Annotated in this window: 25 protein-coding genes; 8 read left to right on the top strand and 17 right to left on the bottom strand. The window is 56.8% G+C overall.

The window, feature by feature from the left end; genetic code table 11:
• Window positions 1-145: 145 nt before the first annotated feature.
• The 9 genes from AC0L7I_RS12230 to AC0L7I_RS12190 all read right to left on the bottom strand — a co-directional run bounded on the left by AC0L7I_RS12230 (window position 146) and on the right by AC0L7I_RS12190 (window position 10,332).
• The gene (locus AC0L7I_RS12230; RefSeq protein ID WP_473396702.1) at window positions 146-1,201 is read right to left on the bottom strand and encodes a GNAT family N-acetyltransferase; all 1,056 of its coding nucleotides are present in this window, start codon (window positions 1,199-1,201) and stop codon (window positions 146-148) included.
• A gap of 94 nt (window positions 1,202-1,295) precedes the next feature.
• Window positions 1,296-2,435, bottom strand: coding sequence for a DegT/DnrJ/EryC1/StrS family aminotransferase (locus tag AC0L7I_RS12225; protein ID WP_473396701.1), 1,140 nt, complete (start codon window positions 2,433-2,435; stop codon window positions 1,296-1,298).
• Window positions 2,432-3,409, bottom strand: coding sequence for an NAD-dependent epimerase/dehydratase family protein (locus tag AC0L7I_RS12220; protein ID WP_473396700.1), 978 nt, complete (start codon window positions 3,407-3,409; stop codon window positions 2,432-2,434). The genes AC0L7I_RS12225 and AC0L7I_RS12220 overlap by 4 nt, the downstream gene beginning before the upstream one ends.
• Window positions 3,410-3,477: 68 nt before the next feature.
• On the bottom strand, window positions 3,478-4,590 hold the full coding sequence (locus AC0L7I_RS12215) for a DegT/DnrJ/EryC1/StrS family aminotransferase (RefSeq protein WP_473396699.1): 1,113 nt from the start codon (window positions 4,588-4,590) through the stop codon (window positions 3,478-3,480).
• Window positions 4,591-4,592: 2 nt separating this feature from the next.
• The gene (locus AC0L7I_RS12210) at window positions 4,593-5,642 is read right to left on the bottom strand and encodes a Gfo/Idh/MocA family protein (RefSeq protein WP_473396698.1); all 1,050 of its coding nucleotides are present in this window, start codon (window positions 5,640-5,642) and stop codon (window positions 4,593-4,595) included.
• Between the two features lie 58 nt (window positions 5,643-5,700).
• Window positions 5,701-6,177 carry an acyltransferase gene (locus AC0L7I_RS12205; RefSeq protein ID WP_473396697.1) on the bottom strand — a complete coding sequence of 159 codons (477 nt, stop codon included), beginning with the start codon at window positions 6,175-6,177 and terminating at the stop codon, window positions 5,701-5,703.
• Between the two features lie 194 nt (window positions 6,178-6,371).
• Window positions 6,372-7,433: a glycosyltransferase family 2 protein gene (locus AC0L7I_RS12200; RefSeq protein WP_473396696.1), complete on the bottom strand. Its 1,062-nt coding sequence runs from the start codon at window positions 7,431-7,433 to the stop codon at window positions 6,372-6,374.
• A 136-nt stretch (window positions 7,434-7,569) separates the two neighbouring features.
• Window positions 7,570-8,649 carry a glycosyltransferase family 2 protein gene (locus AC0L7I_RS12195; protein ID WP_473396695.1) on the bottom strand — a complete coding sequence of 360 codons (1,080 nt, stop codon included), beginning with the start codon at window positions 8,647-8,649 and terminating at the stop codon, window positions 7,570-7,572.
• A 171-nt stretch (window positions 8,650-8,820) separates the two neighbouring features.
• Window positions 8,821-10,332, bottom strand: a complete 1,512-nt coding sequence (locus AC0L7I_RS12190; RefSeq protein WP_473396694.1) for a glycosyltransferase — start codon at window positions 10,330-10,332, stop codon at window positions 8,821-8,823.
• On the opposite strand from AC0L7I_RS12190, the gene AC0L7I_RS12185 reads away from it, so the two are divergent.
• Window positions 10,307-11,464 carry a glycosyltransferase gene (locus AC0L7I_RS12185; protein WP_473396693.1) on the top strand — a complete coding sequence of 386 codons (1,158 nt, stop codon included), beginning with the start codon at window positions 10,307-10,309 and terminating at the stop codon, window positions 11,462-11,464. The genes AC0L7I_RS12190 and AC0L7I_RS12185 overlap by 26 nt on opposite strands.
• The gene (locus AC0L7I_RS12180; RefSeq protein WP_473396692.1) at window positions 11,464-12,954 is read left to right on the top strand and encodes a lipopolysaccharide biosynthesis protein; all 1,491 of its coding nucleotides are present in this window, start codon (window positions 11,464-11,466) and stop codon (window positions 12,952-12,954) included. The genes AC0L7I_RS12185 and AC0L7I_RS12180 overlap by 1 nt, the downstream gene beginning before the upstream one ends.
• An 11-nt stretch (window positions 12,955-12,965) precedes the next feature.
• Here AC0L7I_RS12180 and AC0L7I_RS12175 read toward each other — a convergent pair whose 3' ends face one another.
• The gene (locus AC0L7I_RS12175; RefSeq protein ID WP_473396691.1) at window positions 12,966-13,967 is read right to left on the bottom strand and encodes a glycosyltransferase family 2 protein; all 1,002 of its coding nucleotides are present in this window, start codon (window positions 13,965-13,967) and stop codon (window positions 12,966-12,968) included.
• A 163-nt stretch (window positions 13,968-14,130) separates the two neighbouring features.
• The gene (locus tag AC0L7I_RS12170) at window positions 14,131-14,949 is read right to left on the bottom strand and encodes an SDR family NAD(P)-dependent oxidoreductase (protein WP_473396690.1); all 819 of its coding nucleotides are present in this window, start codon (window positions 14,947-14,949) and stop codon (window positions 14,131-14,133) included.
• A 185-nt stretch (window positions 14,950-15,134) separates the two neighbouring features.
• On the opposite strand from AC0L7I_RS12170, the gene rpsD reads away from it, so the two are divergent.
• A complete protein-coding gene (gene rpsD, locus AC0L7I_RS12165; protein ID WP_473396689.1) occupies window positions 15,135-15,752 on the top strand; it encodes a 30S ribosomal protein S4 in 618 nt (205 codons plus the stop codon).
• Between the two features lie 75 nt (window positions 15,753-15,827).
• Window positions 15,828-16,655 (top strand): polyphosphate kinase 2 family protein, encoded by an 828-nt coding sequence (locus AC0L7I_RS12160; RefSeq protein ID WP_473396688.1) that lies wholly within the window; start codon window positions 15,828-15,830, stop codon window positions 16,653-16,655.
• On the opposite strand, the gene AC0L7I_RS12155 is transcribed toward AC0L7I_RS12160, so the two are convergent.
• Window positions 16,652-17,284: a head GIN domain-containing protein gene (locus tag AC0L7I_RS12155; protein ID WP_473396687.1), complete on the bottom strand. Its 633-nt coding sequence runs from the start codon at window positions 17,282-17,284 to the stop codon at window positions 16,652-16,654. The two genes, AC0L7I_RS12160 and AC0L7I_RS12155, sit on opposite strands and share 4 nt — an antisense overlap.
• Window positions 17,285-17,304: 20 nt before the next feature.
• On the bottom strand, window positions 17,305-18,306 hold the full coding sequence (locus AC0L7I_RS12150) for a GIN domain-containing protein (RefSeq protein ID WP_473396686.1): 1,002 nt from the start codon (window positions 18,304-18,306) through the stop codon (window positions 17,305-17,307).
• A 15-nt stretch (window positions 18,307-18,321) separates the two neighbouring features.
• Here AC0L7I_RS12150 and AC0L7I_RS12145 point away from each other — a divergent pair, with 15 nt between their 5' ends.
• On the top strand, window positions 18,322-18,696 hold the full coding sequence (locus AC0L7I_RS12145) for a hypothetical protein (RefSeq protein ID WP_473396685.1): 375 nt from the start codon (window positions 18,322-18,324) through the stop codon (window positions 18,694-18,696).
• Here the strand turns inward: AC0L7I_RS12145 and rimO are convergent.
• Window positions 18,693-20,030, bottom strand: a complete 1,338-nt coding sequence (gene rimO, locus AC0L7I_RS12140; protein ID WP_473396684.1) for a 30S ribosomal protein S12 methylthiotransferase RimO — start codon at window positions 20,028-20,030, stop codon at window positions 18,693-18,695. The genes AC0L7I_RS12145 and rimO overlap by 4 nt on opposite strands.
• Before the next feature lie 173 nt (window positions 20,031-20,203).
• On the opposite strand from rimO, the gene AC0L7I_RS12135 reads away from it, so the two are divergent.
• Together AC0L7I_RS12135 and AC0L7I_RS12130 are read left to right on the top strand one after the other, a co-directional pair.
• A complete protein-coding gene (locus AC0L7I_RS12135) occupies window positions 20,204-20,464 on the top strand; it encodes a hypothetical protein (protein ID WP_473396683.1) in 261 nt (86 codons plus the stop codon).
• 69 nt (window positions 20,465-20,533) lie between these two features.
• Window positions 20,534-20,926, top strand: a complete 393-nt coding sequence (locus AC0L7I_RS12130; RefSeq protein ID WP_473396682.1) for a hypothetical protein — start codon at window positions 20,534-20,536, stop codon at window positions 20,924-20,926.
• Window positions 20,927-20,928: 2 nt separating this feature from the next.
• Here the strand turns inward: AC0L7I_RS12130 and grxD are convergent, their stop codons facing one another.
• Both grxD and AC0L7I_RS12120 read right to left on the bottom strand, forming a co-directional pair.
• A complete protein-coding gene (gene grxD / locus AC0L7I_RS12125) occupies window positions 20,929-21,267 on the bottom strand; it encodes a Grx4 family monothiol glutaredoxin (protein WP_473396681.1) in 339 nt (112 codons plus the stop codon).
• Between the two features lie 87 nt (window positions 21,268-21,354).
• Window positions 21,355-23,220 (bottom strand): M2 family metallopeptidase, encoded by a 1,866-nt coding sequence (locus AC0L7I_RS12120; protein ID WP_473396680.1) that lies wholly within the window; start codon window positions 23,218-23,220, stop codon window positions 21,355-21,357.
• A gap of 145 nt (window positions 23,221-23,365) precedes the next feature.
• On the opposite strand from AC0L7I_RS12120, the gene AC0L7I_RS12115 reads away from it, so the two are divergent.
• Window positions 23,366-23,872 carry a DUF1993 domain-containing protein gene (locus AC0L7I_RS12115; RefSeq protein WP_473396679.1) on the top strand — a complete coding sequence of 169 codons (507 nt, stop codon included), beginning with the start codon at window positions 23,366-23,368 and terminating at the stop codon, window positions 23,870-23,872.
• 4 nt (window positions 23,873-23,876) lie between these two features.
• Here the strand turns inward: AC0L7I_RS12115 and AC0L7I_RS12110 are convergent, their stop codons facing one another.
• Window positions 23,877-24,107, bottom strand: a complete 231-nt coding sequence (locus AC0L7I_RS12110) for a BolA family protein (protein WP_473396678.1) — start codon at window positions 24,105-24,107, stop codon at window positions 23,877-23,879.
• Window positions 24,108-24,163: the final 56 nt, after the last annotated feature.

Below are 24,163 nucleotides of genomic sequence, written 5' to 3'. Positions count from 1 at the left end.
CCGGGCCCGTTTTATGTCATGGACCTTCGCTTGATGCTATCGTTTTTAGTTTAGAAATGCGTCCCAGCGGAGTTCCACAAGGGTCACCGGGCGCCTGTTCAGATGTAGTCGGTCATTCACCGTGGTGCAGTCGCAGGTTGGCTGTTCAAAGGCGATAGTCGCGTGCCCATTGCATAGATTCAAGCAGTTTGGGGCGGAAAGTCGCCGAGTAGCGCTGTGTGGCAACTGGGCCCCAGAGCGACTTGTAACCGTGACCACCACCGAAATCGTGGATGTCGTAACCCGCCGCAGCAGCGTGGCTCAAGGCGGCATCCAGAACGCGTGTTCCCACGCCGCGATTGCGATAGGCATGAAGCTGACCAAGACACTGTCCAAGCTGAGCGCCACCCAGACTGGTTGCGATAGCGCCGGAAACCGGCTTTTCGCCGTCATAAAGAACATAGGTATGGACCCGCATGGTTTCGTCTTTTTCCGGAGTCGTTCGAAGTGACTTCCAAAAACGGATGCGATCCGGTGCCGCGACGATCTCTTGCGCGGGAGACGACCCCCAGTTCGCCTCCCATTGATTGACCGTCCATTCCAGATCGCCTTCATTATCGACGACGAGGTGCATGCGCTTGCACTTCGAGCGGGCACTCGAGATGTACTTCATGTGCTTGCGGTCTTCGCGCAGCCAGTGTTCTTCATAGTTCGTCTGCAGGAATACGCGCACGACGTCATATGGCCAAGCGTGCCGGGCGCCCATTTCCAAAGCTTCTGCGCCGAGTCCAGATTCGATCTTCAACTCGATCCCTAGCGCATTGATCGCTCGACCAAGCGCGGCGTAGTCTGTGGCTGGAGCCACGAATCCGGACAAGGCCTGGTAGGAAACCGGTTCCCAGGACTTGGCACGTTTGCGCATAGAGATGATGGCGATTGGCGTGTCGTTTTCAAGGACCAAGGCGTGGCGCTTCAGATGCTGAGTAGGCAGGAGAAGTTCGCGGTATTGATCACGAGAGACACCGGGCGGTGGAGGAAGGTGATCCAGCGCCTCATCCATGGTCGGTATCCACGTGTCGGACCAGATTACCTTGAGTCCCTGGCGACCGCGGGTGAGCCGCGCACTTTGAAAAGCGACCTTCTCCGCCATCGGGCGTGCTGCCATCGCGACCGGCTTTGCGATCGTTTTAACTGAACGTTTGATTGCTTCGTGAATGGCCATTCTTTCAAACCTCGAACGTGACTGGAGCCCTGATATGGTTCCATTTTTTCGTTAGCGCGGTTCAGCTAGTATTCTAATGTTGTGCGCCAATGATTCATTTTCGTGTTGCTTGCTTTAGCGCGTCCACAACTTCGGATATGTCATCATCCGTCATCTGAGGGTAGAGCGGAAGGATTATGCGATTATCCTGCGCAAATTCGGACTGCTTCAGCGGCGCCCTGAGCGGTACGTTCTTGTAAACGTCTTCGCGGTGAGCGCACATTATGCCGCGACGCGTCGATACTCCCGCGTCGAGCATTTTCTGCATAACGGCGCGTTGATCGCAATCGTCCGGAATTTGCACCGAAAAGCTTTGCCAGTTGGACCGCGCCCAAGCGGGCTCATCGGGCAAGCCGATCCACTGTGCGGATGCAAGCTTCGCCTTGTATTCAGCGGCAATCTCGCGACGCCGGGCCGTGATGTCGGGCAGGCGCTTGAGCTGTTCACGGCCGACGGCGGCCTGGATGTCGGTCATCCGATAATTGTATCCCAGCACCGGGTGTGTTTCGAAAATGACCGTATTAGCTTTGTGGCGCACGGTGTCGGGCACACTCATACCGTGCTGGCGGAGGAGGCGGAACTTCGCGGCCCAGTCATCGTGCGGTGTCGTGATCATGCCGCCGTCGCCAGTGGACATGATCTTGCGCGGATGGAACGAAAAGACAGCTGCATCGCCGCGGACGCGTCCGACTTTTTCCCACTCGCCCTGCCAGTTGATTTCAGAACCAGCCGCACAGGCCGAGTCTTCGACGACTTTGAGGCCGTGCTTTCGGGCGATGCCGACAATGGCCGACAGATCGGCAGGCATGCCCATCTGATGGACCAGAAGGATGGCCTTGGTGCGCGCCGTGATCGCGGCCTCTATCAGGGACGGATCCATGTTGAAGGTTGCCGGATCAACATCGACAAAGACGGGTTCGGCGCCGCAATAGCGCACAACGTTTGCCGTGGCGATATAGGAGTGGCTGACCGTGATGACTTCGTCGCCGGCCTCTACGCCTGCGCCGAGCAGGGCCAGGTGAAGGCCGGTGGTACAGTTCGAAACGGCGACAGCGTGCCCGGCGCCCATAAACGTCGCAAATTCGTTTTCAAAGGCTGCGACTTCGGGCCCTTGCGTGATCCAGCCGGACAGGATGACCCGAGCGGCGGCATCCGCTTCGGCCTGGTCCATCACCGGTTTGATGATCGGAATCATTTGAAAACGTCCTTGTTTGCCTGCCACCATGAAACCAGGCGCCTGAGACCTTCTTCGAGGTCGATTTCGGCCTTGAAACCTAGCATTTTTTCAGCCTTTGAGGTGTCCGCCAAACGCCGTGCTACCGCGTTAACGGAACGCTCGGGGCCGTATTCCGGAACCATGGCGGGGTCGGCGCCCATTACTTTCATAAGGGCAGCCGCAAGCTCGTTGAGGCTGGTCTCAACACCGGAAGCAATGTTGAAGACTTCGTCTGAGACATCGGACTTCAACGCCAGAACATTGGCGCGGGCAAGGTCCTCGATATTGATGAAATCCATCGATGTCTTGCCGTCACCGAGGATCAAAGGCGGTACACCTTCCGCTATGCGCTGCATCCAGCGAACGAGCACTTCAGTGTACTTGCCATGGATGTCCATGCGCGGACCGTAAACGTTGAAATAGCGGGTCGACACGTAGTTCAGGCCGTACATGTCGTTGAACGACCTGAGCAGGCCTTCTAGCATCACCTTGGAGGCTCCATACCAGGTCCGGTTGTTGTAGGGGTGGTGCGCTTCGGTCGTCGGGAACGTATCGGCCATGCCGTAAACGGAAGCTGACGAGGCTGCGAGAACCTTTTGGACGTCGCATTTATGAGCCGCTTCGATCACGTTATATGTGCCATCGCACATGACTTCCATCGCTTCGCGCGGATCAGCCGCGCAGGCGGTGATGCGAATGGCGGCCATGTGGATGACGGCATCCATTCCAGAGGTGACGTCCATGACGGCCTTGGCGTCGCGAATATCACCTTTTATGAGTTCGACGCGCGGATCCTTCATGATCTCGGCGACGTTTTGCATCGAGCCACGAACCAGATTGTCAAAGATCACGATCTTCTTCGGGTTACTCGTCGCGAGAATTTCGTCAATCGTCGTGGAGCCAATCAGCCCACATCCACCGGTGACCAGGATATTTGCGTCATCTAGCTTCATTTCCGTCGCCCTTTTAATCTACGCTTTTTCGAGTGGCCGCCCTTGGAGCGGCCCAATCATTATCTGGATCAAGAACTAGCCAATTGCATTTGGAGTGCTTTGACGGCGTCAACGACTTCAGCCTGCATATCGCCTGTGATCTCTGGATACATCGGCAGGGAGAGAACCTCGTTGCCTGCTTTTTCCGAGTGCGGGAATTGTCCCTGCTTGTACCCAAGATCGGCGTAAGCCGGCAGAAGGTGAACGGGGAAGGGGTAGTGAATCCCGGTCTGAATCTGCTTTTTGGAGAGCTCTTCGATCCACCGCGCGCGATCGGGCGTCCTGATGACATAGAGGTGGTAAACATGGCGACGATTGTCCAGCTGAACCGGCGTGTCGACGCCAGTGCCGGCGAACATTTCGTCATAGCGCGCGGCCGCATCGCGACGCATCTCCGTCCACTTTTCGATATATTTCATCTTTACCCGGAGCACGGCGCCCTGGATTCCCTCAAGACGCATGTTGAAGCCCTTGAGTTCGTGGTGGTATTTTTTCTCAGCACCCCAGTCTCGCAACATGCGGACCTTGCGATTGTATTCGGCGTTGCCGGTGACGACCATGCCGCCTTCGCCTGCAGCCCCAAGGTTCTTGCCGGGGTAGAAGGAGAAGCCAGCCAGGTCGCCGATGGATCCAGCGCGCCGGCCATTGTATTCGGCGCCGTGCGCCTGAGCGGCGTCTTCAAGCACCACGAGACCGTGCTTCCTGGCGATTGCCATGATCGGATCCATGTCGGCCATCTGGCCATAAAGGTGGACCGGGATAATGGCTTTGGTGCGCGGCGTAATGGCGGCCTCGAGGGCTTCGGGATCCATTGTAAAGGTCACGGGGTCGATGTCGCAAAGCTTGATCGTGGCGCCGGTGTAGTAAATCGCGGCAGCGGAAGCTACGAATGTGTGGGGAATGGTAATGACCTCATCGCCAGGCCCAACACCTGCTGCGAGAAGCGCGAGGTGAAGCGCGCTCGTGCCATTGTTTACACCTGCCGCATACGTATTGTTGCAATAGGCGGCGAATTCTTTCTCAAGTTCGGCCACATCCGGACCAAGCGTGAAGGCGCAGCTTTCGAGAATACTCTGAATGGCCGCGTCAATTTCCGGCTTTATCGAGTGATACTGGGCCTTGAGGTCAACAAACGGGATCATTTCTACTTTCCTTGGCGTGGGAGGTGAACGGTTTCGCCGCGGCCGCGCATCGAGCTGGTAGCGGCTTCGATGACTTCGACCACGCGCAGGCCCAGATGGCCGTCGGTGAGAGGCTTGGTCCCGTTGACGATGCAGTCGACAAAGTGCTCGCCTTCGACGCGAAGCGCCTCGGCGCCGTCGACCTTGGGTGCCCACATGTCGCCAGTCCGGTAGCCGACGCGCATCTCGTGTATCTGCTTGGGGTCATCCGTGAAGCTGACGCCCTTGTCGTAGATTTTAAGTTTTTCACTCGGCTCAAGATCGTCATAGGTGATCATCTTGTTCGATCCGCCGATCAGGATCTGGCGAACCTTGACGGGTGCGAGCCATGACACGTTGGCATGGGCTATCAGGCCGCTTTCGTAGAAGAGCGTGATGTAGGCGAGGTTTTCAGGTGTTCCGGGGAAGTGGTTGATACCAGCAGCGGATACGGCGACGGGGTGCTCGTCAAAAAGGTAGTCGAGGATCGAGAAGTCGTGGACGCCGAGATCGGAGATCACGTTCACGTCACGCTGGAACAGACCCAGGTTCACGCGGATCGAGTCGTAGTAGAGGATTTTTCCAAGATCACCGGCGTCGATGAGTTCCTTCATTTTCCGGACCGTGCCGGTGTAGATGAATGTGTGGTCAACATGCAGGATGAGGCCGCGTTTTTCTGCCTCCTCGACAAGAGACCGTGCCTGAAGGGAGGTCTCGGCCATGGGCTTTTCGAGCCAGACGTGCTTGCCAGCTTTTAGGGCTGCCATGGCGAGCGAGAAGTGAGTGTTGACCGGAGTGGCAATAGCAACCGCATCGATCTCCGGATCGCGGATCATTTCCTGGAAATCCGTCGTGGTCTTGGTCGCTGGAAAGCGGCGTGCGACGATTTCAAGCACTTTTGGATTGAGGTCGGCCACGGTGTGAACGCGCGCGTTTCGCAGTTCGGAGAAATTGCGTACCAGGTTCGGCCCCCAGTAGCCGTATCCCACGACGCCTATGTTTACAGTCTTCTTCTTGTCTTTACCGGCGCTCATTCTGGGCCCTTTGCTTGTTTTGGCGGCGGGGCCGCGATCTTTTATGCCTGTGGCATTCTCATTTCTGTCGGGCATCACCCACCACCTTGGCTGGCACGCCAGCTACAATTGCGAAATCAGGAACATCCCGGGTCACGACAGCGCCGGCAGCGACGAGCGCACCTTCACCAATCGTGATGCCACAAAGTATCGTTGCGTTGGAGCCGATTGAGGCTCGCCGCTTCACTTTTGTGAATTCCAGGGTCCAGTCTGCGTCAGATTGTGCAGAACCGTCCGGATTTGTTGCACGGGGGAAGCGATCATTTGTGAACATGACGCCGTGACCAACGAACACTTCGTCGTCAATCGACACGCCCTCGCAAATGAACGTATGGGATGAAATCTTGCACCGCTTTCCAATGACAGCGCCTTTCTGGATCTCCACAAAGGAACCAATACGGCTGCCATCGCGCACCTCGCACCCGTACAGGTTGACGAGCGCCGGATGATGAACGGTCACGTCTCCGATAAGCTTCACATTGTCCGATATTGGCATTTGCGATCCCCGAAACGCTAGATGGCCCAGTGGAATGCAAGTGTCAAACCACTTGCGATAGGACCGCTTCCCGCTCTGCTTGCCGGAGAGCCCGTTGGAAACGCCAGGATCGATACTCTACCGCTAGTGGGCGCACGGCACGATGGATGTCGCGCTTTTCGCGCGAGACAATCATCGGGACGAGGAATTGGGAGCTATTGGACTTCGCGACTGTTCCAATAGGCGGTCCGCGCTGCGTGCTTGTTTCCGAGCCGTGTGCTCATGGCGCTGATAACAGGCAGCATGGCCACCGATGCCACCTTCTGTATCTTGTGGCTCGAGCCGATGACCGGCAGTTTGCGAACAGCAGGGATCACGACATTGTCGTGGTAGCGCCAATTCTTTTGCCTGGCGTACTTGTCGAAATATGGATCCGCATGAAGACCCCATTTCTTGCGGAAATAGTCCAAGCTTTTGCGTTGCCATTTAGGCGACCAGCGAAGGATGAACAAAGGCATATCCATGGGTTCCAAAGGATGAGCCTGATCTGGGTGGCAGACGGTCGCAATCGACGTTTGTTCCAACATGATCTTGCCGCCCTTTGCCCAGACCGAAATGCTGAAGTCGATATGGTCTTTCGAATAGGGCATCATCTCGTCGAAGTCGCCAAAGCGCTCAAACACATCGCGCCGTACGAGCATGCAATGGGTCTCGCAAACCTGCGTTTCGCTGCGTGTGAGTTCGACATCGCCGACCCGCTTGCCTTGATGCAGGAAGTGGCGATCCGCCAGCCGGCGACCCGTGATCGGGCCGTTGAAGAATCCGTCAAAGTCGTTCGTGAAATTGCCGCCCCCATGATGGATCTCGCTGTGTAGAGGCGCGCCTTGGCAGATCAGAGGCTGAACGACTTCAGCATCAGTCTGCTCGGCACAATCCAGCAGCGGCGCCAGCCAGTTGTCGGCAACGAAGACGTCATTTTCGACATAGACCACGTATTTTGTCTCAGCCAGGTGATGGCCTCTGTTTCGAGACTGGGCCGGACTGAGAAAATGGTCGACCCTGTGATACGTGAAGCCCTGTTCGGCGCAAATACGCTTCAGCTCATCCGCGACGGATTTTGGACTTCCCGCATCGACATAGATGAGCCGGTAGGGAACCCGGGTTGCCGAAATCAGGGTGTTCAGGGAACGTACGGCGAGACTGAATCGCTCCCTTGCCGAGATGATGATGGTCGCATTGGGCGCACTAATGGTTGCGTTGTCGACGGGAGAGTTCATGGTGTCTCGATTTATCAATTGGGCGATTGGCAGGCATCTGACAATGCCCTCATTTGCCGACATAGAAGCAATACTCACATTCGCGGGGATCCCATCTCGCACAGGAGTTCGGGAGCGCCTGAATATGCGCCTGGCTCTAGAGCGAATGGGCCGGGGTTTGCACATGACGCCGCGCCGCTCGGGCTGGGTCGTTGAGTAGGGTCTTTTCGTGCTTTTTCGCCATCCACGAACCGATCGCAACCACTACGGGTTCAAGCACCATGATCACGAATTGTTGGACCTTGTAGCTGTGTCCGACGAGCGGGATTCGCCGGGCAATTGGCTTGAGGATTCCTTCGCGATAACGCCAGGTAATGATGTCGTTTCGTTCTTTGAAGTAGGGGTCGCCTTCGAGTCCCCATTTCTTCTTGAAGTGCGTGAGACTGCCTGCCTGCCAATTCGGTGACCAACGCAAAATGAAGTAGGGATAGTCGGAGAACTTGAGCGGGTTGTGCCGGTTCGGAACGTAAAACGTCGCCAGTGACGATGGCTCGAGCATGATGCGTCCACCATTTTTCCAAACGGTCATCGAGAAATTAAGATGGTCTTTCGTCGACAACATTGCCTCATCGAAATCGCCGAAGCGTTCGAAGGTGTCACGCTTTACCAGAAGGCAATGGACCTCGGTCACCTGCGTTTCTGAGCGCGTGAGCGGAACATCTGTGACTTGCTTGCCTTGATGCATATCGATGTCACAAATCACGTGATCCTCGGGAGCACCCTTGAAGAAAAGCTCCATGTCTTTCGTGAAAGTGCCGCCGGCTTGGTGAATTTCCGTATGAAATGGCTTCCCCTGGCACATGAGCGGCTGGATGACTTCAGCGCCGGTTTCTTCGGCGCAGCTGATAAGTCCCTCCAGCCAGTTGTCGGCAACGAAGGTACAACTTTCGACAAAGGCGACGTATTTGGTTTCGGCAGTGCGAAGACCGCGATTCCTGGACTGGGACGGGCTGAGGTATTCATCGTGCCGCTGGTAGGTGAAACCATTTTCCAAGCATATGCGTTTCAGTTGGTCGGCCACTTTTCGCGGGCTACCTGCATCGACGTAGAGTAGCTTGTAGGGGCTGTGAGTGGCGGCGATGACCTGGTTCAAGGCATCGACTGCAAGACTGAACCGATCACGATGAACCACAATGATCGTGACGTCCGGCGCGGTCTTGAGTGATTGGCTTTCCATAGTGTCCGAACCTTTATTCTGTAACAGTTTGCCGCCGTAAAGGTTTTATCGACCTTGGCCCTGCGGATCTAAAAAACGCTCCAAATCGCTGTGTCATTTGGGACGCAAACAAACTGGACAGGGAATGCGACAGCAAGTTTCGTGCCTTTCGGTCGTCTTCCGATACTGAATTCAGGCCGCTTTATCGACGCTTTCCCGAGCGATCGTCCGCTCGTACAGCGCCACAAGCTTGTTGGTAACCCGGTCCAAATCATACACCTCTTCGACTTTTGCGCGCGCCCGCAAGACGAGTTGAGGCCAATCTGCCCGTTGGTCCACGAGGCGACCGACAGCGTCACACAAGCTTTCGACATCGTTTTCTGTCGCCAATACGCCAGTCTCTCCCTCGATGACGAGCTCCGGAATTCCGCCATGAAGTGTGCCGACAACCGGCCTGCCGATTGCCATCGCTTCCTTCAGCGTATTGACAGGGGCGTCCTGGCCGCCACTGGCGCTTGTCATGGAAGGAGCCAGGAATACGTCCGCACAGCGTATGAAGTCTGCAATTTCAGAATGCGTTCGCGCACCGTGAAAGTTGACTGAAGCGCCCAACCCGAGATCAGTGGCCAATGCTTCCAGACTTCGGCGCATCGCGCCATCGCCAACGATATCGATCTTTATTGGCGTAGACGTACGTCGAGAAAATTCAGCAAGCGCTCTCAGCGCAACCTGGAAACCCTTTCGCTCGATCAGCCTTCCCACCATGAGAAAACGGACATCCTTTGCGTCTCGATCCACGGCTGGCTCAAAGGGGAAGTTTTCGAGGCGGATACCCGAACCTATCACGTCGATTCGGTCTTTCGGGCATCCGAGATCGATCGCCCGGTTGCGAAAATACTCACAATTGGCGACATAACTCGCGGCTTCCGGCCAGAGGTGATCGTAGACGTGTGGGCCAATGGCCGCGACAGTTTCCGAGATGTCATAACCGCGGAAATTGACGACGATATTGCCTTTCAGAAAACCTGCTTTGCGGTGCTTGATGACGCCTTCAGCAAGTGTCGCAAACTGGCAATGAAGAATATCGTACTCGCCGCCGCCATCGAATGCGCTGACCTGATAGAATGCCGTGAGATCTCGTATCGAGCGTCGGTAGATGCCTGGTTGCAGCTTGCCGAGCGCGGCGACACCATTTTTGCGCACGATGGTCTGGAGTGCGCCCGGCAGGCCCGATATTCGCGCGACGCGCGATTTCGGCCAGCGCATGTTGATCGCGCGTTTCTCCAGATGGTGTCCTTCAACTGCTTTCACCGAGAGCCCGGTTGGCGCGACGTTGCCGATGCCGAATATATCGACACTGTGTCCTTGATCAATCAGAGCGGCTGCGCTGTTCGCAATGAAGGCCTCTGACATCATCGGGAAGGCGTTAACGAAGAACGCTATTTTCATCCTCTGGTGGTCCTTTGTCTTTGCCGATGCGAATATGCGATTATTGCGTATCGAAATTCGAACTGGCGCGCTATTTGCTACGATCTCAGGGAGCAAGTTCGATGCCACGCCCAAGCAGATCAAGCAGATAGAGGCAAGGTGTCCAATATTGGTCCAACAGTATGAGTCGGAAAGAGTAATGAAGCCATTTGAAGTGACAGTCCTGATTCCGACTTTTAATAGGTCGGCCTTGCTGCTTGAAAGCTTGGATTCCATTCTGGCACAAACCCGCCCGGCACATGAAGTCATCATCATCAATGATGGCTCAACGGATGATACGCTTGAGCGATTGAAGGCTTATGAAGGACGCATCCGTGTCTTGTCCAAGCCCAATGGGGGCAAGTCGGCCGCTCTCAATTTTGGTCTGAAACACGTGACGGGTGACCTCGTCTGGGTTTTTGATGATGATGACCTCGCTGTTCCGACTGCGCTCGAAACCCTTGTTGGATTGCTCGAAGCCGATCCGAATGCCGACATGGCTTACGGACGGCACCAGAGATTTTCTGTCGATGGATCCGGAGAACAGCGTTTGCTTGGAACGGGTTACTGGACGAATTGCGATTCCGACGAGTTCCTGACTGCAACTCTCGACGACATGTTTGCCCACCAGCAAGGCATGATCGTTCGCAAATCGCTCTATGATCAGGTCGGCTCTTTCGATGAAAGTCTCGTTCGTTCGCAGGATTATGATATGCTGATCCGTCTCGCGCGGGTTGGGACGCCAGCGTCCACTGAGGAATTTGTGTTCCAACAGCGCGTGCATGATGGCATTCGCGGCACCCAGACCGAACAGGTTCTCGCCAAGAAGCGGAACTCTTCCTGGTCCCAGTTCGATAAAGTTATCTTCCGGAACCACTATCCTCGGATCAAACTGGATGAGTACTTAAGCGATGGGCGGTCCATATCGGATCCGTTGAACAAGCGCCGCGCCCTTTTGCGACGTGCAAGCGTCATGGCGCGCAAGAAGCTTTGGGAACTTGCAGTCAAAGACCTCCGCGCAGCTGAAAGCTTGAGTCAGGCACCTCTTTCGAAACCAGAGACCGTTGCGTTGCGCTCAGCTTTTGCCTCCAAGTATGGCTGTGATGAGATTTTGAACAATTCGAAATTGATAGATGAACTCTGCGAATTGGCTTTGCTTTCACCAACCGGATCACAGATCGTTGTAGCACTGGCGCGTGGGTTAAGGTGGAGAGTTAGATCTGAATTGTTCGCTGCCAAAAGTTGGAAATCTGTCAGGTATTTCTTGATCATGACCAAACTCAGGAGAGCCGCTTCAATGTCGTCGAGTCCCTCTGGTTCGACAACCGAGCTTGCTACCAGTTTGCTGAACAAAATCGGGCGGTCGTAATGGCCCAAAGCCTACTGCGGCGCGCCGGCAAAGCTGTGATGTTCAACGCGTTGGGCAACTGGTTTGGCATGATTGGTGGCATGCTTTCGCTTGTATTCATCGCCCGTCTTCTGTCGCCGATGGACTTCGGGATTTTTGGCATGACACTCGTCACTTTCGCTATCCCGGAAATATTTGCGTCGGGAAGCTTGAACGAATCTCTCATCCAGCGCCGCAATCTTAAAGCCGGGCACGTCAATTCAGTGTTCATGCAGTCACTCTTCCTGGCTACATTGTTCTGGCTCGGGACCTATTTTCTGGCGCCTTTGATCGCTCAAGGATTCAATCACCCGGAATTGGTGCCGATGATCAGGGTCTTCGCCATATCGCTTTATTTCGGTGCATTGACCTCTGTTCCGGCAGCCCTGCTCCAGAGAGACTTGCGGTATAGCGAGATTACCATTGTAGATGTGCTTGGCACGAGCTGCGCGGCGATTGTCGGAGTTACTCTTGCCTTCATTCTTCAAAACGCCTGGGCGTTGGTTTTTATGGAGTTGTCGCGCCGCATAATCCGCTTGGTCGCTTTTAGCGCAATGGCAAAATGGACTCCATCATTCAAGTCGAGCTGGGCTGAAACGCGTGAACTGTCGCGATACAACTCGCTAAACATGGCAACAAAAGTCGTCTATGCGACCGATACGACTATCTCGCGAAGCCTGATCGGAGCGGTGCTGGGATCAGCGGCGCTTGGCATGTTCAACATGGCAGTGCGGTTGCAGGAGCAGGCGAAATCAGCCTTCGTCACGCCTTTCTCTGCGGTCGCTTTGCCGGTTGCGTCGCAAACCCAACACGATCTGCCAACACTGCACCGGGCGATTGAAGGTGCAATGAGGTTGGCTGGCCTGATTGCATATCCAACGTTCGTCGGCGCTAGCGTAATTGCGCCCCTCGCGGTGCCAATCGTATTCGGCGAACACTGGATTCCTGCCGTTCCAACGATTCAGATCTTCTTGCTCATGGGATTGAGGACACCGACAACTGCCTTTAATTCGGGAGTCCTAAACGGCGTTGGTCGTATCGATTGGACCTTCAAGATAACATTGACGGGATTAATCATCTCAATCGTCGCGGTGACTGCCACTATTCACATCAGCCTTGAGGCGGTGGCATGTGCCTTGTTGATGCAATCACTCATTACTTGGGCCCTCGGTGCCTACGCCGTGAAATCGTCTGTAGGTTTCCCCATGCATCGTCAGGTGCTGGCGGGCTCTACGGCATTGATTTCGTCCCTGGTCATGGGTGTCGTCGTATGGCTTGCTATGCAGTTCCAGTCCGAGGCTGTCGGCGCGCCAATTCGTCTTTTGACACTCGTGTTGATCGGTGTCGTCGCCTATGCTGTGGCATTGGCGACGCTGTCTCCAAAGTTCGCAAGACGCATCGTGCGGGCGTCCATCATGTTCGTTCAGGGACGCCGCGAAGAGGCGATCGCTTTGGCCAAGGGTGCGTCTTGAGGCAGGTGCGTCTAGCTCGTCTCTGACAGCATGACATCAATACGCTGGCTTAGGGCTGTGTTCGCGACAGACTGGGGCACTGGTTCCTGGCCGATGGCGTGCCGGAAAATGCGTAGTATGAGTGCCGCCGCGATGTGTGGTGGCGCCAATAGTGTACCAAACGCTCCTGCCAAATTGCGGTTTCGAACCATTTCAATCAGTCGCATCCATGCCCAATGCTTGTGGGCGAGGGTTTTATGCTCGCCAATGGCTTTGCGTTCCTCTCGGGTGAGATTTGATTGCCGCAACAATTCGACGTCCCGCTCAAGAACTTTGCGTAGATCGGCTGCGGCGTATTCCTTCGATAGGGAATTCGGGTAGTCTATTGAATAGTAGCCGCACGGGTCGATCAGGCCGAAACGCGCGCCTGAATGCAAGGCGCGCATGTAGAGATCGTAGTCTTCGGCGAGCCTCATGTCGATATTGTAAGAAATGTGATGTTCTGAAAGAAAGTCTTTTCGTATCAATGGCTTAAGATATCCAAGTTCTCGACGACTTCCTGTGTATTTATCGATGTTTTCCCGTGCAAACCGGGCGAGGTTTAACCGGACAATCCCTATCGGATTGTCAGACCAAAGACGCGTGCCTGTCTCGGGGTTCGATACGGCGTCTATCCGAATGAGGTCATCCGCCAGGATATCCAGGTGCTCGGCCTTTGCGACTTTCAACATGCGCCGTAAACGGTCTGGATGCATATGGTCATCGCCATCGAGGATCGCGATCCATGGTGTCTGAGCCGCCGCAATTGCTCTGTTCCGCGCTGCGGACGGCCCCTGATTCCTTCGCTGAACGAGCAATGACAGACTCGGGTTCTCATTTGCCATCTGCTGGATTTTCTGGACCGAGTCGTCCGTGGACCCGTCATCTACTACGATGATGTTTACTGGTTCGGTTTGCGCGAGCGCACTGCGCACAGCTGCCTCGATTGTGGAGGAGCTGTTATAGCAGGGAATTACGACGGTAATTTCAGGCAATTCATCGACCTTGGAATGCTGAGTGAGTGTTCGATAAAGACAGTCGTCATTGCAAGACCCGCGCCGAGGGGCAAATGCCTATATTGAGGCAAAGGCGTGGCCGACGCATTCGTCTTTCCTGCCACCTCCGTTGCAAGATTCCCTCAATACGCGGTGATCTCCATCACCGTGCCGTCATGGCCCCATCCACAACGTGCTCCTGTCCGCTGATATAGCTGGAGGCATCGCTCGCGAGGAAAACCACCAGATCGGCGACTTCTTCCGGTCTGCCGGGACGGCCCATCGGCGTTGATTGCGCAGCAATCGCATTTGCATCCAGCGCGTTCGCGCCGGCGTGTGATGCCAGCGCAGCCGCTTGATCAGCAGGCATGTTATCCGCCATGCGTGCAATGGACTTCTGCCAGATTGGGGTGTCGATGATACCCGGATGGACCGAGTTTACGCGGATTGGAAATCCCATCTGGGCGCATTCCAGGGCTGCGGCCTTGGTGAACAGGCGGACACCGCCTTTGCTGGCGCAATAAGCGCTGACGCCGGGAGCACCGCGCAGGCCTGCGACAGAGGATAGATTGATGATGGAGCCGCCTGTCGTCTGCATGGCCTTCATGGCGGCCCGCGTTCCGAGGAAGACGCTATCCATGTTGACGGCCATCTGCTTTTGCCAATCGGCCAGACTGTATTCGAGAATTGGCCCGCCAATGGCGATGCCCGCATTGTTGACCATAATAGAGGGGGTTCCGAGTTCCGCTTCACACAAGTCCATGATGGCGTCCCAACGGGCTTCATCGGTTACATCGTGATGTGCGGCGATGGCCTTGCCACCGTCTTTCTTGATAAGAGATATAGTTTCCTCGGCACCGGCATCGTCAATATCCGTGACGAGGACCGCTACGCCCTCTCTGGCCAAGCTGACGGCACAAGCCCTGCCGATGCCGCTCGCGCCTCCTGTAACGACAGCAACCCTACCATCCATGCGCTTCATAGTCTTTCCTCCGAATGTGTTGTTCTTCTTTTATGTGCTGTGTCTGTAGCAGGGGGATGGCTTGACGCACCAGTGAATTTGGTGTTCTACCCGCCGCTTATCTACGGGCTGGTGCGGAGCCGCCGTTGAGATCGTGGGTGCGAATAAGCGCCGCCCACCGGCCCGCGTCGAAATGAGGTACTACCATGTCACGTCGCCACAGCGCGAAGTACAAGATCGACCGTCGCGTCGGTGAAAACATCTGGGGCCGCCCCAAATCCCCAGTCAACAAGCGCAACTACAAGCCCGGACAGCACGGCCAGAACCGCCGCAGCAAAGTCTCCGACTTTGGTATGCAGCTTATGGCCAAGCAAAAGCTCAAGGGCTACTACGGCGACATCACGGAGAAGCAGTTCTCCCGCGTGTACGTTGAAGCCAGCCGCATGAAGGGCAACGCTGCTGAAAACCTGATCGGACTGCTGGAATCGCGCCTTGAAGCGTTCGTATACCGTGCGAAGTTCGTTCCGACGATCTTTGCAGCGCGCCAGTTCGTGAACCATGGCCATGTGACGGTCAACGGTCGCCGCTGTAACATCGGTTCAGCTCGTCTGAAGCCCGGCGATATCGTGCAGATCCGCGAAAAATCACGCAATATTGCACTGGTTCTCGAAGCTCTCGGCAGCCCCGAGCGGGACCTTCCAGAATACATTGACGTCGACCCGAAGGCGATGTCGGCGACATACGTTCGTGTTCCGGGCCTGGCTGATGTGCCATATCCGGTCCAGATGGAGCCTGCGCAGGTCGTCGAATTCTATTCGTCGTAAGACACCTGTTTTTCTTGAAGTTTTGGAGAGGCCGCGCCAGACTGGTGCGGCCTTTTTCGTTCCGGAGATGAACCCATGCGCATTCCCAGCATTGTCGCGACCCGGCGGGCGCTTGTTGCCGCGCCCGGCAAGCCATTTGACCTCGCTTCGCGGGATACGGGTGACCGGTCGCTGTTTGACGACAAGGAAACGGCCAAAACCAGCCTCAAGAAAGACGCGGCCGTAATCAACGAGTTGAAAGACAGGCTCTACGCTGAAAAGAAGCGGTCCTTGCTGGTGGTCCTTCAAGGCATGGACACGTCAGGGAAGTCAGGAACCATCAGGGGCGTGTTCTCCGAAACGACGCCCCTTGGCATGGACGTGACCGCGTTCAAGGCGCCCAGTTCCAATGAATTGGCGCGTGACTATCTGTGGCGCGTGCACAACGCCGTGCCAGCCAAAGGCCAGATCGGCATTTTTGACCGGTCGCACTACGAGGACGTGCTCGTGGTCAAGGTACGCGGCTTTGCGCCGGCAGAGGCGATTGAGCAGCGTTATGATCAAATCAACGCCTTCGAAAAGCACCTCGCCGAGAATGGCGTGACCATCGTGAAGTGCATGCTCAACGTCGGCTACGAGGAGCAGGGCATACGCCTCGCGGAACGGCTGGAAGAGCCGCACAAACTTTGGAAGTTCAATCCGGCCGATCTCGAAGACCGAAAACGGTGGCCCGACTTCATGTCGGCATACGAAACGGCCGTCGCACGTTGCTCAACCCGCCATGCGCCCTGGTATGTCATCCCGTCAGACAGCCGCACGCGGCGCAACGCAATGATCGCGCGGCTGGTGCGAGGCGCGCTGGAGGACATGAAACTCGAATGGCCCGGCTCGGACTACAAGCCGGGCGACTTCGACATTGGCTAGTGGAACGTCGTCGACCCGCCGGAAACTGGGCGATTGGCCTCACGTTTGGCCGGACCACCGTAGATGTCCACGCTACCGCCGCTAGAGGTATGGCTCTTGGCATGTTCTGATGCGTAGGCGCTGGCAGAACCCCCACTGGACGCATTGGCCGCGACTTTCTGGCAAACCAGATCTTTCGCCGAGGCAGAGCCGCCAGAGTTCGCCACGATCTTGAGGGCTCCACACTTGCCATCGGCCTTGATGCTGGCGCCGCTGGAGGCGTCGAGCACGAGGATATCGGAATCAATGCCGGTTGCGCGGATGCTGGAACCGGAGCTGGCCTCTATCTCTTCGAGATCAGGCGACGTTACGCGAACCTTGGCCCTGACCTTGTCCCTCCAACCTGATGTCGACTTGCGGGCGATATACAGCCGGGAGCCGTCCTGACGCAGTTTCATGTCGTTGGGACCACCGTGTTCGAAATCGATAACCACAGAGTAATCGGGGCCGGCTTCGTAAGACACGTTCACTCCGGCCGCAATGTCGAGTTCGTCAAAACCGGTAAAGTCATAGCTTTCAGTGGTACCTGCGAGGGCGATGCCTGGGGTAAAGAGGGTGAGGCAGAGAGCTGCCAGGATGGGCTTTCGCATGGGGTTGTCTCCTGAAGTATCTAGCCGTTGATCTCGACATCGCCGCCGCTGGATTTGCTCACGTCACGCGACTGAGGATTTCCAGCGACCGAAATGTCAGCGCCACTTGAAGCCCGCGCTTCGACGCTTTCACTCAGGTATGCGGAGATGTCAGCACCGCTGCTTGCCCGTATCTCGCCGGTTGCACATTGAAGGTCGCGCGCTTCAACATCCGCACTTGAGGAGGCGGAGATAGCCAGTGCTTGGCAAGTGCCGGAAAGTTCAACATCGGCGCTCGACGAGGCATCAATGTCAACTTGGGTGGCGCCAAGCACTCTGACGTTGACGTCGGCGCTGGAGGACGCCTCTACGTCGAGCCTGCCGTCGCGAACCAAGGCGACTGCATCGGCGCTGGAAGAGACGTCGAGTTTCAGAACGCGCGCCTCCAGGTTTGCTGCGTCGAGGTCTGCACTCGAGGAAGCGCGCAGGTCGACATCTCCGGCCTCACCAGCCAGGATCAAGTCGGCGCTGGACGAGACGGAACCAGCGAATGTTGGACTGTTGAGGCCCGTTGCAGTCATTGAAGATGAGTTTGAAACCGATGCCTCTTCGAGGGTCGGTGCAACGATATGGACAGTGTAGGCCGGCACGCGCTTTCCGTTCACTTTGACAACTTTGCGGCCGTTGTCGGTCTTGACCGATACGTTGCGTGACCAGCCAAACCCGTCTCGAAGGCTGTTGCGGCCGATCTTGAGCGTGTCGCCGGATTGTTCGATGTAAATATCGCTGAAGTCGCCTTCCTCCTGTTCCACGGTGATCGACGCAGCCGGGCCCGTTTCGAACGTGACATCAACAACTCCCCCGGCATTTATTCCAGTGAATTCGCCGGCAGGGAAAGATTTGGTTTCGGCACTTGCGAGCGGAGCCAGAACGGTGGCGAGGGCGAGAAGGGGTAGTGCAGCGCGGGTCATGGTGTGTCTCCGAATTGATTTCAGTTGACTATGATATATCGAAAGACGATAAGTCAATATATTGTTTTTCAATAAGGAGAATTATTCGTGAATCCAAGGACTTTTGCCGCAATAGCCCTCGCTGCCGCCAGCCTCTCTGCCTGTATCATCATCGATGCGGACGAATCTGATCGCGACAATTTCCATGTCATCACCCAGTTCGGTCTGCCGCACCTGCAGTCAGCATCGATCGGGCAAGACAGCGTTTCCATCGAGATTCCCGGCGCCTGTGCGAGCAAGCAAAACGTCTATGCCGAAGTCGACAAGGACGGACGGCGCGAATACGAAATCGGCTTCGACTATTCCGATCACGACAATTGCAATGAGGATTCCGTGGGCCAGGCGCGCTTGAGCTGGAGCTACGAGGAGCTTGGTATTCCGGTCGATTCTACGGTGCGCGTTCTCAACAAGGTCGCGCGCTAGGCGGGCTCGCCGTAGAGGTCGTAGTCGTCTGCATCAGTGATGCGGGCGGCGACGATATCTCCGGCCTTGAGATGTGCGGCGTTCGCCATGTAGACGACTGCATCCACTTCCGGAGCGTCGGCCTTGGTGCGAGCCAGCATCTCGCCCTCTTCCTCGCCGGCGCCATCGATAATCACGTCCTGCGTCGTACCGACCTGGGCTGCGGCGCGGGCGGCGCTGACTTCAGCTTGTGCCTGCATGAAACGGTGCCAGCGCTCTTCCTTGACGGCTTCGTCGACGTGGCCGGGCAGGGTACGACTGTCCGCATGGGCGACATTTTCGTATTTGAAACAGCCTGCACGGTCGATTTTGGCCTCGCGGACGAAATCGAGAAGGATCTGGAAGTCTTCTTCGGTCTCGCCCGGAAAACCCACAATGAAGGTCGAGCGAATGGCAAGGTCCGGAACGTCGCGGCGCCATTGCTGGATGCGTTCGAGGACGCGGTCCTGTTTCGCCGGACGCTTCATGGCCTTCAGGACGTTCGCGGACGCGTGCTGGAAGGGGATATCTAGGTAGGGGGTGATCAGTCCCTCTGCCATGAGTGGGATGACCTGGTCGACATGGGGGTAGGGGTAGACATAGTGCAGGCGGGTCCAGACGCCGAGACTGCCGAGCCCCTTGGCAAGATCAAGGAAGCGCGTCTCGTATTCCCTACCGCGCCACGTCTCCGGCTTGTAGCGTACGTCGAGCCCGTAGGCCGATGTATCCTGGCTGATGACGAGCAGTTCCTTCACGCCGGCGCGGACCAGCTGTTCGGCTTCAGTGAGGACGTGGTGGATCGGGCGTGAGGCGAGATCGCCGCGGAGCTTGGGGATGATGCAGAAGCTGCAGCGATTGTTGCAACCCTCGGAAATCTTGAGATAGGCATAGTGGCGCGGGGTTAGTCGCAGGCCCGCCTCGGGCACGAGGTCGAGATGGGGGTTGTGTGGGGGAGTCAGGTGGGTGTGGACCGCTGCCATGACGTCTTCATATTGGTGCGGACCGGTGATAGCGAGCACCTTGGGATGGGCCTTCTCGATCACCTCTGGTTCGGCGCCGAGGCAGCCGGTGACGATCACCTTCCCGTTGGCCTCGATGGCCTCGCCAATAGCCTCGAGGCTTTCGTCACGTGCGCTGTCGAGGAAGCCACAAGTGTTGACCAGCACGAGATCGGCGCCGGCATAATCCGGGGCGATCTGGTAACCTTCGGCACGCAAGCGCGTGATGATACGCTCAGAATCAACGAGCGCCTTCGGGCAGCCGAGGGAAACGATACCGACCTTGGGTGTGCTGGTGCTGAGTGATGTAGCTGTCATGGCGCGCGCTTTAGCACATCGCGCGGCGTTTGCGAGCCGATTGTCTCAGCTGTCTGCCCGGTGCCGGTGGCTAAAGGGACGTAAACACGATCGGCAAATATTACACGTTTCGTTTTCGCGCCGGAAAACACGCCTGTGATATAAAAGCCTTTGGGGGCGACGCGGAGGTTTCGATGGCAGTGTTTGGCGCAAGCGCGCTGTATTGGCTTGCTTCAGGTGTGGGAGCGTTCCTGATCGGCTATGTGCTCGTCCGCTGGCGCAAATCTGCGCGGGCCTGTTACCCGATGCCGTTCCACCGGCGCAAGGGCTATTTGTCGGGCCTGCTGTTCAGTCTCATTGTGATGCTTGTGCCGCTGAGCCTGCGCCCGGATAACTGCGCCGGGTGCGCGTTGGCTGCTGCGCCGGAGATGGTTGTGAGTCTCATAAGTGACTGACAGGCAGGCGGGTACAGTTCTGCCCCTGGATTTGCTATAAACTTTCGTATCGCTGCGAAGGGGACTCGCATGACTCAAAAACCGGACTTCAGGAAGCTGCGATTGCTGCAGGTTGGCGCGCTGATCGCAGGCGCGTTGGTTTTTGTCTTGTCGCTTTGGTTGATGGGGCAATTTCGCGAGCAGGAACTTGCCCCCATTGTGATGAGCTTTGCCTTTGCGGGCATCACATTCAGCGGCCTGTTCTATTTCGGTGCCCTGCTGACGGAAGGATCGCTGCAGAAATACATGTTGTCTGACGACACGGTCATCAAGGGTGAGAGAGTGGAAATGGTGACGACCACGGCGTCGTCAGGTGATCCGGAGATCGACAAATGGATCGGCACCTACGCATTCACGCGCAACCTGTTCGGCATGTCGGTCATACCGTTGCTGGTCCTGGGGGGCCTTTACCTGTTCGCCTGACGTCAGGCCGCTTCGACTTCGACACCTTTGTCCTGGAAAAAGTCTCGCAATTCGCCGCTTTCGAACATTTCCTTGACGATGTCGCAGCCACCGACGAATTCGCCCTTCACATAGAGCTGCGGGATCGTGGGCCATTGCGAATAGACCTTGATGCCTTCGCGTACGGCTGCGTCTTCAAGCACGTTTGTCGAGACGTATTCGACGCCGAGATAGTCGAGGACCTGCACGACGACTGACGAGAACCCGCACTGTGGAAACGTCGGGGTGCCTTTCATGAACAAGACAACGTCATTCGATTTGACGGCCTTTTCGATGGCATCAAGCGTGGTCTGGTCGGTCATGGCAGGTTCCTGAAATACGTGTTCCGGGCTGATGTGTGGTGCGCGGCGGCCCTAGTCAAGCGGGCCACCGCGCACAACGGCAGTGATCTACTCGGATTCAGCTTCGTTCCAGCCGCAAGACTGACCGGCATTTTCCTGTTTCAGGTAGACCATCAGCGGATCGAAATACTCGACGATCGCGCTGCCATCCATCTCGCGGGTGCCGGTGAAGGATTCCAGCGCATCAGGCCAAGGCTTCGATGCACCCATTTCCATCATTGCATTGAAGCGTTCGCCGACCTCCTTGTTGTCATAGATTGAGCAACGGTGAAGCGGGCCTTCCCATCCGGCTTGCTCGCAAGCCGCTTTGTGGAACTGGAACTGCATAACGTAGGACAGGAAATAGCGCAGGTACGGCGTGTTGCCCGGGATATGATACTTCGCCCCCGGGTCGAATGCGTCGGCGGGGCGTGGGCCGGGCGGCACGATGCCTTGCATTTCGAGACGTTTGGCCCACCAGGCGTCATTATAGTCTTCAGGCGCAGTCTTGCCGGACAGGACGTCCCAGCGCCAGCCATCGACCGTTAATGCGAAGGGCAGGAAGGCGACCTTCTTGAGCGCCGTATTGAGAAGGAGCGCTGTATCGGCATCCGCCGGCGGCATTTCGCTCTCATCGATCAACCCAATCTGCTTGAGGTATTCAGGCGTGATCGACAGGCCGATGAAATCGCCGATGGCCTCGTGGAATCCATCGTGGGCACCGTCCTTGTAAAGCAGGTCCTGATCCTTGTAGGCGCGCTGGTAGAAATTGTGCCCCAGTTCATGGTGGACCGTGTCGAAGTCTTCCTCATTGACCTCGGTGCACATCTTGATGCGTACGTCTTCCTTGTTGTCTAGATCCCAGGCGGAAGCATGGCAGACGACTTCGCGGCCTTCCGGACGGGTGATCATGGAGCGTTCCCAGAACGTGGCAGGAAGCGGCGCGAGTCCGAGGGAGGTGAAGAAGCCTTCGCCGGTCTTGACCATCTTGAGCGGATCATAGCCCTTTTCAACGAGGCGCGCGGTGAGATTGTAGCTTGGTCCCGGCGTGTCGGTCTTCACGACGTCATAGATGCCCGACCAATCCTGCGCCCACATGTTGCCGAGCAGGTCGGCGCGGATGGGGCCGGTCTTGGGTTGGATGTCATCGCCATACTGCGCGTTGAGTTTGCCCCGGGCATAGCAGTGGAGTTCGTTGTAGAGTGGCTCCACCTGCCCCCAGAGACGGTCGACTTCCGCCTCCATCTCTTCAGGCGCCATGTCGTAGTTCGACAGCCACATCTGGTCGAGGCTTGGATAGCCCAGCTCCCGGGCACCTTCGTTGGCGATCTCGACCATGCGGGCATAGTCGTCCTTCATAGCCGGTGAAACTGTGCGCCAGCCTTCCCAGACAGCCTTTAGCTCTTCTGGATCTCGTGAGGTCTCGATGATCGTGGAGAGTTCGTCGAGCGTCAGGTCCTTGCCCTTGTAGTTGAATGTGCCTGTTCCGTATGTTGCATCAAGGCCAGTCGTGATCTTGGCAAGCTCCTCGGCCGCGCCTTCGGTGGACGGGGCGGGAATCGTGATGCCGGCGCGCAGGCGTGTCATCTTGCGTGCGAGGTCTGCCGGCAGGTCGTCGAGGTTGAACTTTTTCGATTCATTGGCGAGCGAGACGGAAAGCTTCGTGGCGCGGGCGCCCACTTCGGCGGCGGCCGCATTGGTTTCATCTGTAATGTTGGTTGCCTGAGCCCAGAAAACGAGGCTCGCCTCGTCCGACATGTCAGACAGTTCCGATTCCGCGCGAGCCATGAACGCCCTTGCTTCCGTGACTGTGGCGGACTCGGTGACGGATTCTGCTGCAACGGGCCTTGTTTCCTGAAGCGTGTCCTTGGCGGCGGCGCAGCCGGATAGGGCAATAGTTAGCGCGATAGTGCTGGTTGCGAGTGAAAAACGCATGGTGAGTAGGGACTCCCTTGGTGAGATTTGCCGCGAAGTGACAGGATTGCGCAACATAGGTCAATCGGGCCACGCGAGAAAATAATGATTGATACTTTCAATATTCAGGCGCTATGCTTGAAGTCACAAATGGAGCTTCTTTCACATGAACGACACCCTGTCCTACGTCTTCAAGACGTCCGTCAATCAAATGCTCGGTTCGACACGCAGCACGCTGAAAAAGGGTGAAGCCCACGCACGCGCGCTCGATGTTGAGGATTCGGTTTTTCTTGCCGCCCGCATATACCCGGACATGTTGCCACTCAGCCGACAGGTCCAGATTGCCTGTGACAATGCCGCCCGTGGTGCAGCGCGCCTCGCTGGCGCGGATATCCCGAGCTTTCCGGACACTGAGACCACGTTTGGCGAACTGATGACGCGTTGCGAGGCGGCCATGGCGTTCGTGAATTCGATGGACGACGCCAAGATCAATGCGAATGAGCTCGAGACGCTGCAAATCCCGCTCGGCCCGCAAACCATGCCGATGCAGGGACGCCAATACCTGACCTCATTCGTTCTGCCGAACCTGATTTTCCACGCTACGATGACCTACGGACTGTTGCGCCATCAAGGTGTCGTCCTGGGCAAGCGGGACTTCCTGGTCCCCGGTTGATGCATCAGGGCGCCTTCGTCTTCAGGGCGAGAGCGTGCAATTCGCCGCCCATCGTGCCTTTCAGGGCGGCATAGACAAGCTGGTGCTGCTTCACACGCGTTAGACCGGCAAACTGCGGGCTGACGATCTCGGCCTGCCAGTGATTGTCGTCGCCTGCGAGATCGGTGAGCGTGATTTCGGCGTCCGGGAAAGCGTCGGTCAGGTAACCGAGCAGGGTGTCGCGGGTCATGGCCATGGCAGCGTGTCCTCAATTGAGCTAGGCACATGGACGTGGGGCAGGGCAGGGTCAAG

The organism is Hyphomonas sp. J20-32, assembly GCF_055808555.1.
The sequence above is the reverse complement of the archived record's forward strand: the minus strand, read 5'-3'. Positions and strand labels throughout refer to the sequence as shown.

Coding starts and splice junctions, on each gene's coding strand:
- AC0L7I_RS12230 (WP_473396702.1), bottom strand. CDS start 1,201: ATGGCCATTCACGAAGCAATCAAACGTTCAGTTAAAACGATCGCAAAG.
- AC0L7I_RS12225 (WP_473396701.1), bottom strand. CDS start 2,435: ATGATTCCGATCATCAAACCGGTGATGGACCAGGCCGAAGCGGATGCC.
- AC0L7I_RS12220 (WP_473396700.1), bottom strand. CDS start 3,409: ATGAAGCTAGATGACGCAAATATCCTGGTCACCGGTGGATGTGGGCTG.
- AC0L7I_RS12215 (WP_473396699.1), bottom strand. CDS start 4,590: ATGATCCCGTTTGTTGACCTCAAGGCCCAGTATCACTCGATAAAGCCG.
- AC0L7I_RS12210 (WP_473396698.1), bottom strand. CDS start 5,642: ATGAGCGCCGGTAAAGACAAGAAGAAGACTGTAAACATAGGCGTCGTG.
- AC0L7I_RS12205 (WP_473396697.1), bottom strand. CDS start 6,177: ATGCCAATATCGGACAATGTGAAGCTTATCGGAGACGTGACCGTTCAT.
- AC0L7I_RS12200 (WP_473396696.1), bottom strand. CDS start 7,433: ATGAACTCTCCCGTCGACAACGCAACCATTAGTGCGCCCAATGCGACC.
- AC0L7I_RS12195 (WP_473396695.1), bottom strand. CDS start 8,649: ATGGAAAGCCAATCACTCAAGACCGCGCCGGACGTCACGATCATTGTG.
- AC0L7I_RS12190 (WP_473396694.1), bottom strand. CDS start 10,332: ATGGAATCCAAGCTTTCAAGCAGCAAGGCCGACCTATTAAAAGTCGGA.
- AC0L7I_RS12180 (WP_473396692.1), top strand. CDS start 11,464: ATGGCCCAAAGCCTACTGCGGCGCGCCGGCAAAGCTGTGATGTTCAAC.
- AC0L7I_RS12170 (WP_473396690.1), bottom strand. CDS start 14,949: ATGAAGCGCATGGATGGTAGGGTTGCTGTCGTTACAGGAGGCGCGAGC.
- rpsD (WP_473396689.1), top strand. CDS start 15,135: ATGTCACGTCGCCACAGCGCGAAGTACAAGATCGACCGTCGCGTCGGT.
- AC0L7I_RS12160 (WP_473396688.1), top strand. CDS start 15,828: ATGCGCATTCCCAGCATTGTCGCGACCCGGCGGGCGCTTGTTGCCGCG.
- AC0L7I_RS12155 (WP_473396687.1), bottom strand. CDS start 17,284: ATGCGAAAGCCCATCCTGGCAGCTCTCTGCCTCACCCTCTTTACCCCA.
- rimO (WP_473396684.1), bottom strand. CDS start 20,030: ATGACAGCTACATCACTCAGCACCAGCACACCCAAGGTCGGTATCGTT.
- AC0L7I_RS12135 (WP_473396683.1), top strand. CDS start 20,204: ATGGCAGTGTTTGGCGCAAGCGCGCTGTATTGGCTTGCTTCAGGTGTG.
- AC0L7I_RS12130 (WP_473396682.1), top strand. CDS start 20,534: ATGACTCAAAAACCGGACTTCAGGAAGCTGCGATTGCTGCAGGTTGGC.
- grxD (WP_473396681.1), bottom strand. CDS start 21,267: ATGACCGACCAGACCACGCTTGATGCCATCGAAAAGGCCGTCAAATCG.
- AC0L7I_RS12120 (WP_473396680.1), bottom strand. CDS start 23,220: ATGCGTTTTTCACTCGCAACCAGCACTATCGCGCTAACTATTGCCCTA.
- AC0L7I_RS12115 (WP_473396679.1), top strand. CDS start 23,366: ATGAACGACACCCTGTCCTACGTCTTCAAGACGTCCGTCAATCAAATG.
- AC0L7I_RS12110 (WP_473396678.1), bottom strand. CDS start 24,107: ATGGCCATGACCCGCGACACCCTGCTCGGTTACCTGACCGACGCTTTC.